The sequence below is a fragment of the Leisingera sp. ANG-Vp genome (genome assembly GCF_000813725.1).
In the GTDB taxonomy this organism is placed as follows: Bacteria; Pseudomonadota; Alphaproteobacteria; order Rhodobacterales; family Rhodobacteraceae; genus Leisingera.
In genome coordinates this window covers 49,950-63,310 of the sequence record NZ_JWLD01000047.1, presented here as the reverse complement: position 1 = coordinate 63,310, position 13,361 = coordinate 49,950, and the positions used below count along the sequence as shown (strand labels likewise).

At 62.4% G+C, this 13,361-nt stretch carries 12 protein-coding genes; 9 read left to right on the top strand and 3 right to left on the bottom strand.

Annotation, left to right across the window (positions count from 1 at the left end; all coding sequences use genetic code 11):
- The first annotated feature begins 36 nt into the window (after positions 1–36).
- Positions 37–1,662 carry a sulfatase-like hydrolase/transferase gene (locus RA20_RS16135; RefSeq protein ID WP_039130959.1) on the top strand — a complete coding sequence of 542 codons (1,626 nt, stop codon included), beginning with the start codon at positions 37–39 and terminating at the stop codon, positions 1,660–1,662.
- A gap of 131 nt (positions 1,663–1,793) precedes the next feature.
- Positions 1,794–2,444: a GntR family transcriptional regulator gene (locus tag RA20_RS16130; protein WP_039130957.1), complete on the top strand. Its 651-nt coding sequence runs from the start codon at positions 1,794–1,796 to the stop codon at positions 2,442–2,444.
- 73 nt (positions 2,445–2,517) lie between these two features.
- Here RA20_RS16130 and RA20_RS16125 read toward each other — a convergent pair whose 3' ends face one another.
- The gene (locus RA20_RS16125; RefSeq protein ID WP_039130954.1) at positions 2,518–3,228 is read right to left on the bottom strand and encodes a type 1 glutamine amidotransferase; all 711 of its coding nucleotides are present in this window, start codon (positions 3,226–3,228) and stop codon (positions 2,518–2,520) included.
- An 81-nt stretch (positions 3,229–3,309) separates the two neighbouring features.
- On the opposite strand from RA20_RS16125, the gene RA20_RS16120 reads away from it, so the two are divergent.
- From RA20_RS16120 to RA20_RS16110, 3 genes are all read left to right on the top strand, one after another.
- Positions 3,310–4,569 (top strand): cytochrome P450, encoded by a 1,260-nt coding sequence (locus tag RA20_RS16120; protein WP_039130951.1) that lies wholly within the window; start codon positions 3,310–3,312, stop codon positions 4,567–4,569.
- Positions 4,570–4,677: 108 nt separating this feature from the next.
- The gene (locus RA20_RS16115; RefSeq protein ID WP_039130949.1) at positions 4,678–5,967 is read left to right on the top strand and encodes a glutamine synthetase family protein; all 1,290 of its coding nucleotides are present in this window, start codon (positions 4,678–4,680) and stop codon (positions 5,965–5,967) included.
- Between the two features lie 19 nt (positions 5,968–5,986).
- Positions 5,987–6,298 (top strand): 2Fe-2S iron-sulfur cluster-binding protein, encoded by a 312-nt coding sequence (locus tag RA20_RS16110; RefSeq protein WP_052249031.1) that lies wholly within the window; start codon positions 5,987–5,989, stop codon positions 6,296–6,298.
- A 191-nt stretch (positions 6,299–6,489) separates the two neighbouring features.
- Here the strand turns inward: RA20_RS16110 and RA20_RS16105 are convergent, their stop codons facing one another.
- On the bottom strand, positions 6,490–7,845 hold the full coding sequence (locus RA20_RS16105) for an aspartate aminotransferase family protein (RefSeq protein ID WP_039130946.1): 1,356 nt from the start codon (positions 7,843–7,845) through the stop codon (positions 6,490–6,492).
- 47 nt (positions 7,846–7,892) lie between these two features.
- Entirely contained in the window at positions 7,893–8,672 is a 780-nt protein-coding gene (locus RA20_RS16100; protein ID WP_039130944.1) for an IclR family transcriptional regulator, read from the bottom strand.
- A gap of 161 nt (positions 8,673–8,833) precedes the next feature.
- On the opposite strand from RA20_RS16100, the gene RA20_RS16095 reads away from it, so the two are divergent.
- The 4 genes from RA20_RS16095 to RA20_RS25095 all read left to right on the top strand — a co-directional run bounded on the left by RA20_RS16095 (position 8,834) and on the right by RA20_RS25095 (position 13,359).
- The gene (locus tag RA20_RS16095; protein WP_039130942.1) at positions 8,834–9,781 is read left to right on the top strand and encodes a tripartite tricarboxylate transporter substrate binding protein; all 948 of its coding nucleotides are present in this window, start codon (positions 8,834–8,836) and stop codon (positions 9,779–9,781) included.
- 69 nt (positions 9,782–9,850) lie between these two features.
- Positions 9,851–10,381 (top strand): tripartite tricarboxylate transporter TctB family protein, encoded by a 531-nt coding sequence (locus tag RA20_RS16090; RefSeq protein ID WP_039130940.1) that lies wholly within the window; start codon positions 9,851–9,853, stop codon positions 10,379–10,381.
- Between the two features lie 9 nt (positions 10,382–10,390).
- Entirely contained in the window at positions 10,391–12,010 is a 1,620-nt protein-coding gene (locus tag RA20_RS16085; protein WP_039130937.1) for a tripartite tricarboxylate transporter permease, read from the top strand.
- The gene (locus RA20_RS25095; protein ID WP_152618530.1) at positions 11,893–13,359 is read left to right on the top strand and encodes an aldehyde dehydrogenase; all 1,467 of its coding nucleotides are present in this window, start codon (positions 11,893–11,895) and stop codon (positions 13,357–13,359) included. Before RA20_RS16085 ends, RA20_RS25095 begins: the two co-directional genes overlap by 118 nt.
- Positions 13,360–13,361 lie beyond the last annotated feature (2 nt).

Below are 13,361 nucleotides of genomic sequence, written 5' to 3'. Positions count from 1 at the left end.
GATATGCCGGGAGAGTGCGCTGAGCGGGAGGGGCCAATGAACATTCTTTACATCATGTTCGACCAGCTGCGGTTCGACTATCTGAGCTGCGCAGGCCATCCGCATCTGCACACGCCGCATATCGATGCGCTGGCTGCCAAGGGGATGCGATTTACCCGGGCTTACGTGCAATCGCCAACTTGCGGCTCCTCGCGGATGTCCAGCTATACCGGCCGTTACCCTTCTAGCCATGGGGTGCAGTTCAACAGCTACCCCTTGCGTGTCGGCGAGTGGACGATGGGCGACCATCTGCGCAAGGCCGGCATGGGCTGCCACCTGATCGGCAAAACTCATATGGTTGCGGATGCAGATGGCATGGAACGGTTGGGGCTGGCGCCGGACAGCGTGATCGGGGTGCGCCAGTCCGAGTGCGGATTTGACCCCTATGTGCGCGATGACGGGCTGTGGGCGGAAGGGCCTGACGGTTTTTATGACGGCAAGCGCAGCCCTTACAACGAATACCTGAAAGGCAAGGGCTACCCAGGTGAAAACCCTTGGAACGATTTTGCCAATGCCGGGATCGAGGGAAATGACATCGCTTCCGGCTGGTTCATGGTCAATGCGGACAAGCCTGCCAATATTGCCGAAGAAGACAGCGAAACGCCTTGGCTCACTTCCCAGGCGATGGCGTTCATCGAACAGGCCGATGGTCCCTGGTGCGCGCACCTCAGTTACATCAAGCCGCATTGGCCCTATATTGTGCCCGCGCCCTATCACGGCATGTACGGGCCGGAGCACGTGCTGCAGGTGGTGCGCTCGGAGGCGGAGCGCGAAGACGCGCATCCTGTCTTTGATGGCATGATGAACAACCAGATCGGCAAGACTTTCAGCCGCGATGAGGTGCGGGACAAGGTGATCCCTGCCTATATGGGGCTGATCAAGCAGGCTGACGACCAGATGGGCCGCCTGTTCAGCTGGCTGGAGGACACCGGCCGGATGCAGGACACGATGATCGTGGTGACCTCGGATCACGGCGACTACCTGGGGGATCACTGGCTGGGGGAAAAGAACCTGTTCCACGAGCCGTCAATCAAGGTGCCGCTGATCATCTATGACCCGCGCGCCGAAGCTGACAGCACCCGCGGCACAACCTGCGATGAGCTGGTGGAGGCAATCGACCTGCTGCCGACGTTCCTTGAGGTTGCAGGCGGCGAGCCTGCGCCGCATATCCTGGAAGGGCGCTCGCTAATGCCGTTCCTGCGCGGGGAAAACCCGGCGTGGCGGGACTATGCCATTGCCGAGTTCGACTACTCCACCATGCCGCTGTGCGAAAAACTGGGGCTGGAGCCGAAAGACGCGCGCCTTTTCATGGTGACCGACAAGCGCTGGAAGTTCATGCACGCCGAGGGCGGATTGCGGCCGATGCTGTTTGACCTGGAAAACGATCCGGATGAGCTGGTGGATCTGGCCAAGGGGGGCGGGTATCAGGAGGTCATTGACCTGATGTACGACCGGCTGCAGGAATGGGGTCTCCGGATGTCGCAGCGGATCACCCTTTCGGATGCGCAGATCAAGGCGCGCCGCGGCAAGTCGGGGCGCAAGGGGATCTTGCTGGGCGTCTACGAGGCGGACGAGGTTGCGCCGGAGCTGACGGAGAAGTACCGCGGGCGGGTGCCTCAGTAAGCGCTCTGCAATTTCACCTTTGCGCCAATACTCCGGGGGAGCCCGCAAGGGCGGGGGCAGCGCCCCTTACCCGCGTTGCCAAATTGCAGGCAGCCTCATAAATTGGCCGGAAACGCATCAAAGGCGGCGCCATGGCTGGGCAGACGGAACAGGTTCTGAACGCAATCCTTCAGGATATCGAGGCGGGCCGCCTTGTGCCCGGCGCGCCTCTGGAGGAAAGCGAGCTGGTGGAGCGCCACGGCGTGTCCCGAACCCCGGTGCGCGAAGCCTTCATTCAGCTGGAAGCCATTGGCCTGATCAAGCGGCTGCCGCGCAAGGGAGCGGTGCTGTTCAAGCCGACGCTGGAGGAATTCCTGGCCATTCTGGAAGTGCATGCCCGGCTGGAAGGGCAGGCGGCGGCTCTGGCGGCCCGGCGGTTATCCCCGGCGCAGGCAAGGGAACTGGAGGCCGTGGTTGCCGCCTGTGAAGAACATGCGGCTGAGAAGGGCGACGGCGATCCGGCGGGCTACTACCAGCTGAACCTGCGGTTTCATGCCTGTGTGGCCGAGGGCTCCGGAAACCCGTTTCTGGTCGAGCTGATCAAGACCAATGCCCGCAAGCTGATGGCCTACTACCGGGCGCGCTACCGCTATCCCGGCGCCATTGCGCAGTCGGCCAAAGAGCACAGGGAGATTGCCGGGCTGATCTTTGCCCATGACCGCGAGGGTGCTGAAGCCGCAATGATCCAGCATGTGCAGTTTGATCAAGTGACGGTGATGGACCTGCTGGCGGCGCTGGGCTGAAACGGTGCTGAACGGGGCCTTGCGGCCCCGTGCCTGCGGCGCGGGTATTTTGGACCAGAAAGAAGCCGCAGGGTCAGCGCTGCGCGGCTTGCTCGAAGAAACAGGCGAGGCTGTCTGCAAAGGATAGCTGATCTGACTTTTGCGCCAGGCTGTCCAAGGCGCGGGCAAAGGCAGCCGGGCCCAGTTCGTCCCGCATTTCGTCGCACAATGCCAGGATGAAATCATGACTCATCTCAGGATGGTGCTGAGTCGTGAAAATGTGGCGGCCAAGGGTGAAGCCTGTGTTCATGCCGCCGCTTTCGCTGAGCGGTGCTGCACCCGCCGGCAATGCACTGACGCATTCGCAGTGGGAACCATAGAGTTTGACCTCCTCCGGCAGGGAAACGGCCCAGTCCGGGCGGTGAAGCAAGCGGTTGCGGGTCAGCCCGTGCACCCATCCATTGGGGTTGTGATCGAGAGTGCCGCCGAGGGCCAAAGCGATGGCCTGATGGCCGAAGCAGGCGCCGAATAGCGGGATTTTTGAATGATGGGCGGTGCGGATCAGTGCCAGCAACTGTGTGATCCAGGGCGCATTGGAGCGGACCGAGGCCGGGCTGCCGGTGATCATTGCGCCGTCATAAGCTGACAGATCCTGCGGGAATTCCCCGTCCTTCACCGAAAAGACAGACGTGCGCCAGTCCGGGCGGGCCATCAGAATCAGATCCGTGAATTTCTCCCCGTCCTTGGGGTGCCTTTGGGCAAATTCGCTTTCGTCGGTGTTGGTCACCAGTACGACCAAGTGCATGAGAACGCTCGCAAGATTTTAGTTTACATATTTATAACTGTCATTAATATACATAAGGCAAGCAAGTTAGGGAAGCCCGCAATGACAGTTTGGACCCCCACGGATGACGGCTATGCGGATCTGAGCAGCCACGACGCATTTGCCAATGGCGCGCCGCACAACACCTTTGCCCGGCTGCGGCGCGAGGATCCGCTGCATTGGACCGAATACGAGGGCGGCAGGAACTTCTGGTCGGTGACCCGCTATGAGGACATCACGGTGATGAACAAGAACACCGAGGTGTTCTCATCCGCACGCGGGATCCGGATGGAGGATCAGTCCTACGAAGAGTATCTGGCGCGCCGCACCTTTCAGGAAACCGATCCGCCGGAGCATTCCAAGGTGCGGATGAAGCTGCTGAAGGCGTTCTCCAAGACCACCATGGCGCAGTATGAGCAGGACATCCGCGGCCTCTGCGCCGATATTCTGGATCAGGCGCTGGCCAAGGGGGAGTTCGATGCCACCAAGGAGATCGCCCGCCAGCTGCCGATGCGTATGCTGGGCCGGGTGGTCGGCCTGCCGGAAGAGGACCTGCCCTGGCTGGTCGAAAAGGGCGATGCGCTGATTGCCAATACCGACCCGGATTTTACCTCGCATGTGCTGGACAAGATGCAGACGGATGAGTTCCGGATGATGCCGTTCAATTCGCCTGCCGGGGCGGAGCTGTATGTGTATGCCAAGGAGCTGATGGAGGAGAAGGCGCGCAGAGGGGATACCTCAGGCGTGCTGAATCTGATCCTGGAGCCGGCCAAGGATGGCTCGGTGATCACCGAGACCGAGTTCCGCAACTTCTTCTGCCTGCTGGTGGCAGCGGGCAACGACACCACGCGGTATTCGATTGCCGCAGGCATCCAAGCGATGTGCCATCAACCGGAGCTGCTGGCGCAGATGCAGGAGGGCGGTGCGGTCTGGGAGACCGCAGCGGATGAGATCATCCGCTGGGCAACGCCGGCGCTCTATTTCCGCCGCACCGCGACCCGGGATGTGGAGATGCATGGCAAGACCATCCGCGAAGGCGACAAGGTGCTGTACTGGTTCTCTTCCGCCAACCGGGATGAGGGCTATTTCGACGATCCATTTCACGTGAATCTTCACCGCAGCCCGAACCGGCATCTGTCTTTTGGCCAGTTCGGCCCGCATGTGTGCCTGGGCATGTGGCTGGCGCGGCTGGAGGTCACGGTGCTGTTCCAAGAGCTGGCCAAACGGATCAAGAGCATTGAGGCGGCAGGGCCGCATAAATTCCTGCGCTCGAACTTTGTCGGCGGCATCAAGGAGCTGCCGGTACGGGTAGAGGCGGCGTGAACTGGGCTCCTCCGTAGGAAAGACTCTGCAGTAACCGCTAAATATGTTAAGTAATAAGGCACGGGAAAACGATGCCAATGACAGTCCAACAGGGAAGGACCGAGAGCCATGAAAACCCGCCTGCGCGCGATGTTCTGCGACCACCTCAGCATCATGCGGGGGAAGTATCTGCCAAATTCCAAGATCGGTGATGACTCGACACGGTTCTGCCGGTCGGTCTTTGGCACCCATTACGACCGGGACTTGCTGGATGCGCCGGGCTCGATGGTGAAACAGGGCCTGCCGGATATGGAGCTGAAATGGCTGCATGACGACATCCGCGACAGCTGGCACGCCTCCACTCAGGTGGTCCTGGGCGATCTTTATGATGACGAGGGCCGGCCGCTGGCGCTGTGCCCGCGCGGCACGCTGAAGCGGGCGGTTGCTGACTGGCAGAAACACGGGCTGACGCCGAAAGTGGGGATCGAGCTGGAGGCCTTTGCCTTGCAGGCGGACGACCGCGGGCGGCTGATGCCCTATGATGCGCCGGGCGGAGTGGTCTATGGCACCGGGCCGTTTGCCGACCCCCTGCGGTTCAATGACCGGATCTGGGCGATGGCGGATGACATGGGCTTTTCGCTCGATATGATCACCGCTGAATTCGACAGCCCGCAGTTTGAATACACGCTCACCTTTGACGATGCGGTGAAGGCGGTGGATGACATTGTTCTGTTCCGCCTGATGGCGCGGGAGGTGGCGCTGGAATACGGTATCGTGCTGACCTTCATGCCCAAGCCGGTAGCCGAGGCCGGGGGCTCGGGCATGCATATCAACTTCTCCTTTGCGGATGAGGCTGGCGGCAATGCGTTGTCCTCCGGGCCGCGGGGCGGGCCGGAGCATATGAACGATCTGGCGCGCGGCTGCCTGGCCGGGTTGCTGCACCACCACAAGGGGCTGGCGGGTCTGATTGCGCCCACCGCCAACAGCTACATGCGGCTGCAGCCGGGTTCGCTGTCGGGCTATTGGCAGAACTGGGGCGGCGACCATCGCAATGTGACCACGCGGATCAGCTCGGAAGGCGGCGCAAAGGCGCGGCTGGAGCACCGGATGGCGGATGCTTCCTCCAACCCCTACACCACAGTGGCGGCGGTCTTGCAGGCGGCACGCTTGGGGGTGGAGAACGGCCACCAGCTGCCGCCGATGGAGACCGGCGACGGTTTCGACCGCACAGATGCCCGTGAGGGTACCGCCGTGGACCTGAAGGGGGCGGTTGCAGATCTGGAGAAGGATACGGTTCTGGCCGAGGCTGTCGGACCGGAGCTGGTCGCCAATCACGTCTTCATGAAACGCAAGGAAGTGCGCAAGACCCGGGACCTGGAAGGCGACGGCATGCGCGATTTCTACGTTCATTTCATCTGATCATCTGCGGAGAAAACCGATGCAAGTCACCTGGAAACTGCCGGGCGGCGGCGCCGTCACGGCAGCAGTGGACTATGGCCAAAGCCTGATGGAAGCGGCGCTGGCACATGATGTGCCCGGAGTGGTGGGCGAGTGCGGCGGCTGTCTCGCCTGTGCCACCTGTCATGTCTATGTGGATCCGGAGTGGGCGGCGAAATGCGGTGCGGCCGGCGAATTCGAAGATGCCATGCTGGATCTTGCTGAGGAACGGCGGGAAACCAGCCGCCTCAGCTGCCAGATCGAAGTGCACCCGGACCTGGACGGGCTGGTGCTGGAGGTGCCGGAAGCCTGACGCGGAACATTAGCGGAGCTTGATGCAACAGGTGCGGCTGCGGCAGCCGCGCCTGTTTCCGCATCACGCAACCGCGCCGCGCCAGCGGCGCTGCCGGAGGCGCGGGCCCGAAGCAAAGCCCCGGGCCCGCCATGGCATCTGGTGGCGCCCGGGCCTGGCGGCCCGGGCGCGGATTGCGTCTGCAGCCGGCGTCAGCTCACCGCCGCAAAGCCTGCGTCCAGGGCGGAGAGGATGGCGGCGGCTTCTGCCTCGCTCAGCACCAGCGGCGGGGAGAGGATGATGTTGGGGCCGCTGACCCGGACCATGGCGCCGGCCTCATAAGCAACCTCCTGCAATCTGCCGATGGTTTTCTTGTCCACCGGCGCCTTGGTTGCGCGATCGGAGACCAGCTCCAGCGCGCTCATCAGCCCGTGGCCGCCGCGCACATCGCCGATCAGCTCGTACTTCTGCTGCAGGTCCAGAAGACCCCGGTGGATCTGAGTGCCCCGGGCGGCGGCGTTCTCCGGCACATTCAGTTTCAGCGTCTCTTCCAGGCAAGCCAGTGCTGCCGCCGCTCCAACCGGGTGGCCCGAATAGGTGTAGCCGTGGCCGATGGCGGCCTTGCCGCTGGCGTCCTTCTCAAAGGTTTCGGTCATGCGGTCCGCGATCATCACTGCACCGAACGGGAAATAGCCATTGGTGATCGCCTTGGCGGTGGCCATCATGTCCGGCTGCACGCCCCAATGGCGCGACCCGGTCCAGGAGCCTGTGCGGCCGAAAGCGGTGATCACCTCATCGGCAATCAGCAGGATGCCGTTTTTCGTGCAGATCTCGCGCACACCGGGCATGAAGCTTTCATGCGGCGGGATCACCCCGCCGGCGCCCAGGATGGGCTCCATGATGAAAGCGGCGATGGTGCCGGCACCCTGGAAGGCGATCTCATCCTCCAGCGCCTGCAGGCAGAGCTGGGCCAGCCGCTCCGGGTCGCTCTCGTTGAACGGGTTGCGGTAGGTGTAGGGTGCCGGAATCTGGAAACAGCCGGGCAGCAGCGGCTCATACTGGGTGCGGAAGTTCGCATTGCCATTGACAGAGGCGCCGCCCATGTGGGTGCCGTGGTAGCCTTTCTTGAGACTGAGGAACTTGGTGCGGCCCTCTTCGCCGCGGATCTTGTGGTACTGGCGCGCCAGCCGCAGGGCGGTTTCCACCGAATCCGAGCCGCCGGAAGTAAAGAATGCACGGGTCAGACCGTCGGGCGCGAAGAACTTGCGCAGCTCCTCGGCCAGCTGGATCACCTGGTCGTTGGTGGTGCCGCGGAAGGTTGAGTAATAGGGCAGCACATCCAGTTGCGCCGCGATGGCGTCTTTCACCGGCTGGCAGGAGAAGCCAAGGTTCACATTCCACAAGCCGCCGACTGCGTCCACGACCTCATGCCCGTCGACGTCGGTGATCTTTACGCCCTGGGCTGACGTGATGATCGCGGGCGGGTTGGCCAGGCTGTCGCCGGGATGCGCCATCGGGTGCCAAAGGGATTTGGCGTTGTGCTCTTTCAGGAAATTGGAGTCTTTCATGGGGTCAGCTCCTGGATGCAGCCCTGCAGGGGCTGGGGAGGGGGAAGTCAGGCGGTGCTGTCCTGCGGATAGTCCGCGGGGGCAGAGCCGCCGATGCGATGGGTAAGGGTGGCGCCTGCGCGGCGCAGGGCGGCAGGGATCAATTGCTTCTGTTCCTGACTCATGCGGGAAACAGGTGCGGCGACAGCCAGCGCGCCGATCACCTGGCGGTCGGGGCCGAAAACCGGCACCGCGTGGGAGTGCACATCTGCCTCATAGCCGCCAATGGACTGCGCCATGCCGCAGCTGCGGACATCGGCGATCTGCGCCCGGATCTCGCCGGGGTCCGTAATTGTGGCCGGGGTGCGCGCTTCCAGCGGCTGGGACAGGAGGCTGTCGGTGAAGTCCGGATCCGAATAGGCCATGACCGCAAGTCCCGAGCTGGTCCCATGGAAGGTCAGCACCTCGGCGTCTTCCATCATCACCTTGGTGGCATGGCGCGGGGAGTAGGCGTGAGACAGCGAATTCAGCTGGCCACCCTGTAAAAGCGAAAGGTGGGTGGTTTCTCCGGTTTCATCACTCAGGTCCCGCAGTACCCGCCGCGAGACCGAGAGAATCGGCACTGCCGCCTCACGCAGCGCCGCCAGGCGCAAAACTTGCGGGCCAAGGCGGTACATGCGGTCGCCATCGGTCTGTTCGACAAAACCTGATTCCTGCAGCTCGGTCATCAGCCGGTAGACGGTTGCCTTGTTCATGCCGGACAGACGAGTCAGGTCGCTGAGCCCGATCCCGGTCCGTCCGTGATTGAAATATGTCAGTAACGACAAGGCTTTGGATACCGTTCCCATGCTCTTGCCCGTGCTCCCTGTTTCGTCCTTGCCGGCGGCCGTTTCTGAAAAAGGCGCACCCGTGATGCAATTTTCTTGACAGATAACGGGATCGGCTGTCAATCTAAATTCAAACCAATGGTTCGAATAATGAACCAATCTGAAAAACTGGGAGGAAAGCCATGAAACTCAAAACCCTGATGAAAGGTGCGGCCGCAGCGGCGGCGCTGGGGCTGAGCGCGGTTGCCGCGCAGGCCGAGTATCCGGAGAAGCCGGTGAACTTCATTGTGCCGTGGCCGCCGGGTGATCTGGAGGATGTGCTGACCCGCATGATCGCCGAGGATTTCCAGAACGAATACGGTGTTGCAGCAGCAGTTGTGAACAAGCCGGGCGGCGGCGGAGGGCCGTTCCCCGGAGCGATCGAAGTCGCCAATGCGCCCAGCGATGGCTACACCATCGGCTCTTTCGTCATCGGCGTGCCGGTAATGGGCCACCAGATTGACATCCCGCCGCTGACGCCTGAAAAATTCGATCCGCTGGGGATCTTCCTGACCTATCCCTTTGTGATCGCCACCTCAGGTGATGCGCCCTACAGCTCGATGGAAGAGCTGGCGGCCTATGCCAAGGAAAACGACGTGGCGCTGGGCCATTTCGGTGATGTTCTGACTCCGACCCAGGTGACCAAGGCCTACGCCAAGAACGCAGGCTTCGAATGGGGCTCGGACGCGGCCTTTGACGCGCTGGACTGCAACACCCTGGCATCCGGCGATGCAGATGTGATCAACACCACGCTGCAACTGGTGCTGCCGTGCCTGGATCAGGTCAAAGTGCTGGTCTCAATCACTGACGAGCGCATTCCGCTGGCGCCTGATGCGCCGACCATCGGTGAGCTGGACGAGAGCCTGAACATCGCTTTGTGGAACGGTCTTTTCGTGACCAAGGACACGCCGCAGGACGTGCGGGATAAGATCATTGCAGTGGCTGAGAAAACCGTGATGAGCGAGCGCGCCCAGAACGTCGCCAAGGAAACCGGCGCGCTGGTCTATTGGCAGAGCGCGGATGACAGCGCCGCCCGCGTGTCCAATGACATCGACACCATGGCCCGCATCGGCGGCCTGCTGTCTGAGTAATCCTCCCCCGCACTGGGGCCGTGACTGGCCCCGGTGCCCTTTCACTCGCGCGGACAAAGAATTCCTCACATGCCTTCGGAACGTGAACGCCGCTTTGCCGGACCCCGGCGCGGGCAACTGGTCTTTGCCCTGATCCTGTTGGCCGCGGCACTGCTGCTGCTGGCCCTGATCGGTGAGCAGACCACCTGGGTCAAAAAGACCAAGCTGTTTGCCCAGCCCCGGTTCTGGCCTGCCGTCGCCATTGGCGGCATGGTGCTGATGGGCGGCCTGCATTTGTACAAACTGCCCTGGCGCCGGGTCAGCCGCTATGACCTGTGGGAAGTCAAACGCTGGGGGCAGGTGTTTGAGTTCGCGGGCTGGTTCATGGGCTACGTCCTGCTGGTGCCCGTTATCGGCTACCTGCCTGTGACAATGGCCTTCGTGCCGCTCTTGTGCTGGCGGATGGGTTACCGCAGCGGTTTCATGCTGTGGGCCGGTGTTGCCTTTGCCGTCATCGTCGTGGTGCTGTTCAAGGGCTTCCTGTCGGTCAAGATCCCGGGCGCGCTGATCTATGAGTATCTGCCCGGCGCCTTGCGCAGTTTCTTCATTCTCTATCTCTGAGCGCGTCTTATGGACCTAATCCTCTCTGCAATAGACATTCTGATGCGCTGGGACGTGGCGCTGGCGCTGCTGGCCGGTTCGGTCGGCGGCGTGCTGATCGGCGCCATCCCGGGTGTCGGCCCCGCCGTTGCCATTGCGATCCTGCTGCCCGCAACCTTCTCGATGGATCCGATTGTCGGGCTGACCGTGCTCTTGGGGATATACGGGTCGTCCATGTACGGCGGCTCCATTCCGGCGATCCTGATCAACACACCCGGCACTGCGGTCAATGCGCTCACGACCTATGACGGCTATCCGATGACCGCCCGCGGAGAGCCGCGCCGGGCCCTGAGCCTTGCCTATTCCTCCAGCTTCTTTGGCGGCATCTTCTCGGTCATCTGCCTGATCCTGTTTGCCCCGGTGCTGGCCAAAATCGCACCCATGTTCGGCTCGCGCGAAATCTTCCTGGCGGCGCTGCTGGGTCTCATTCTGGTGGTTGTCGCTCACCGCGGCCATGCGCTGGTTGCAGGGGCTCTGGCCTGTTTCGGCATCTTCCTGCAGACCATCGGCCTGGAGCCGGTGAAATACACCCAGCGCTACACTTTCGGGCAGGATTTCCTGGGCGGCGGCATCAACCTGATCGTGGTGGTGCTTGGCCTGTTCGCAATCTCGCAGGCCTTTGTTCTGCTGACCGACGAGGACGAGAAGGTCCGCATGACCCGCCTGCGCGGCGGCATGTTCCAAGGCCTGCGCGAGCTGGCCCGCCACCCCCGCGTGGCAGGGGTTTCCGCGACCTTCGGCGTGCTGATGGGAATGATCCCCGGCGTTGGTGAATTCACCGCGCAGTTCATGTCCTACACCTATGCGCAGAAGACCTCGAAACGGCCGCAGGACTTTGGCAATGGATCGTCGGAAGGGCTGATCGCGGCGGAAACCGCAAACAATGCTGTGCCCGCCGCTGCCATGGTGCCGCTCCTGGCGCTGGGCATCCCGGGCGAGGCGCTGACGGCGATGATGCTCTCGGTCTTCTACGTGCACAACGTGGTGCCGGGGCCGGGGCTGTTCCAGAACGACATGGATTTTGTCGTTGCGCTTTACCTGGCGCTGCTGGTGCTGAATGTCCTGGTTCTTGTCTTCCTGCTCTTTGCTACCAAATCGCTGATCCAGGTGGTGCGCATCCCCAATCGCTTCCTCGGCGTCTGCATCCTGACGCTGAGCTTCGTCGGGGTCTACAGCTTGCGCAACTCCGCCACCGACTGCGTGATGGCTGCGGCCTTCGGCGTCCTCGGCTACGTGCTGAAGCGCCTGTCGCTGCCTTCGGTGCCGATCATTCTGGGAATGGTCCTGGGCGGCATCATGGAGGTCAAGCTGCGCGCGGGCATGGCGCGGGTGAAGGAGCCCTTCGATTTCATTGATCGCCCGGTGGCGTTCATCCTGTTTCTACTCATCATCATCGTTCTGGCGGTCCACATCCTGCGGGTGCTGAAAGACCGGAAAGAACTGAAGGAGGCCGAATGGCAGACCAACCGCTCATCGACAAGCTTCGGCAGCTTGATGTTGCGCCGCAAAAACTCTTTCTTGAAGGATCATGGCAGGAAGGTTCGGGCCAGACACTCGAAGTTGCTTCGCCGGTTGACGGATCTGTTCTGACCACGCTGGCAGGCGCCTCTGCAGCAGATGTCGAAAACGCCGTGGCATCGGCGCGACGGGCATTTGAGGACCGCCGCTGGGCGGGACAGAGCCCCGCCGCACGGAAACAGGTGCTGCACAGGATAGCGGATCGTATCCAGGCCGAGGCCGTTGAGCTGGCAGTCTTGGGCGTGCGCGACAATGGCACCGAGTTCAACATGGCGCTGAAGGCCGAACCGGGATCGGCGGCAGGCACTTTCCGTTATTACGCCGAGGCGCTGGACAAGGTCGCCGGAGAAGTTGCGCCAACTGCGCCTGATGTGCTGGGGCTGGTGCACCGGACACCGGTCGGCGTGGTGGGCGCTATTGTGCCCTGGAACTTTCCGCTGATGATTGGCGCCTGGAAGCTGGCGCCTGCGCTGGCAATGGGCAATTCGGTGGTGCTGAAACCGGCCGAAACCGCCTCGCTGACGCTGCTCCGGCTGGCAGAAATCTGCGCGGAATGCGGCCTGCCGGACGGCGTGCTGAATGTGGTGACCGGTACTGGCGCCGAGGCCGGCGCGGCGCTGGCAATGTCAAACGATGTGGATGTGCTCGCCTTTACCGGGTCGGGTGCAACCGGCCGCAAGCTGCTGGAGGCCTCGGCGCGCTCGAACCTCAAGCGCTGCTATCTGGAGCTTGGCGGAAAATCCCCAAACATCGTCTTTGCGGACGCGCCGGATCTGGCCAAGACGGCCAAGATGTCGGCTGCCGGCATCTTCCGTAATTCGGGCCAAGTCTGCGTCGCAGGCTCGCGGCTGCTGGTTGAGGCATCCATTCACGACGAATTCGTGGAAATGCTGAAGGCCGAGACCGAAGCGCTGCGGGTCGGCGACCCGCTGAACCTGGGCACGCAGGTTGGCGCTGTGAATTCCGAAACCCAGCTGCGCCAGAACCTGTCCTTCATGGATATGGCGCGGGCGGAAGGAGGCCAGGTGATTACCGGCGGCGGGCGTATCCTGGAAGAGACCGGCGGCACCTATATGGCCCCGGCCATTGTCACCGGTGTCGCCCGCGATCATGCGCTGTTCCAGCGTGAGGTCTTTGGACCGGTGCTGGCCGTTATCAAATTCGAGACCGAGGAAGAGGCTCTGAGCCTGGCCAACGCTACCGACTACGGCCTGGCAGCTGGTGTTTGGACGCAAAACCTGAGCCGTGCACACCGGATGGTGGCAGGGATCCGGGCGGGCGTGGTGCATGTGAATACATACGGTGGATCCGACAATACTGTTCCCTTGGGCGGTGTCGGGCAATCCGGAAACGGCCATGACAAGTCGCTGCATGCGCTGGATAAATACACCGACCTGAAGACCGCATGGATCCAATTGTAAGA

Excerpts from the sequence above, each read along its gene's own strand:
- RA20_RS16090 (WP_039130940.1), top strand. The coding sequence starts at position 9,851 with ATGCCTTCGGAACGTGAACGCCGCTTTGCCGGACCCCGGCGCGGGCAA.
- RA20_RS16110 (WP_052249031.1), top strand. The coding sequence starts at position 5,987 with ATGCAAGTCACCTGGAAACTGCCGGGCGGCGGCGCCGTCACGGCAGCA.
- RA20_RS16085 (WP_039130937.1), top strand. The coding sequence starts at position 10,391 with ATGGACCTAATCCTCTCTGCAATAGACATTCTGATGCGCTGGGACGTG.
- RA20_RS16105 (WP_039130946.1), bottom strand. The coding sequence starts at position 7,845 with ATGAAAGACTCCAATTTCCTGAAAGAGCACAACGCCAAATCCCTTTGG.
- RA20_RS16115 (WP_039130949.1), top strand. The coding sequence starts at position 4,678 with ATGAAAACCCGCCTGCGCGCGATGTTCTGCGACCACCTCAGCATCATG.
- RA20_RS16100 (WP_039130944.1), bottom strand. The coding sequence starts at position 8,672 with ATGGGAACGGTATCCAAAGCCTTGTCGTTACTGACATATTTCAATCAC.
- RA20_RS16135 (WP_039130959.1), top strand. The coding sequence starts at position 37 with ATGAACATTCTTTACATCATGTTCGACCAGCTGCGGTTCGACTATCTG.
- RA20_RS16120 (WP_039130951.1), top strand. The coding sequence starts at position 3,310 with ATGACAGTTTGGACCCCCACGGATGACGGCTATGCGGATCTGAGCAGC.
- RA20_RS16125 (WP_039130954.1), bottom strand. The coding sequence starts at position 3,228 with ATGCACTTGGTCGTACTGGTGACCAACACCGACGAAAGCGAATTTGCC.
- RA20_RS16130 (WP_039130957.1), top strand. The coding sequence starts at position 1,794 with ATGGCTGGGCAGACGGAACAGGTTCTGAACGCAATCCTTCAGGATATC.
- RA20_RS16095 (WP_039130942.1), top strand. The coding sequence starts at position 8,834 with ATGAAACTCAAAACCCTGATGAAAGGTGCGGCCGCAGCGGCGGCGCTG.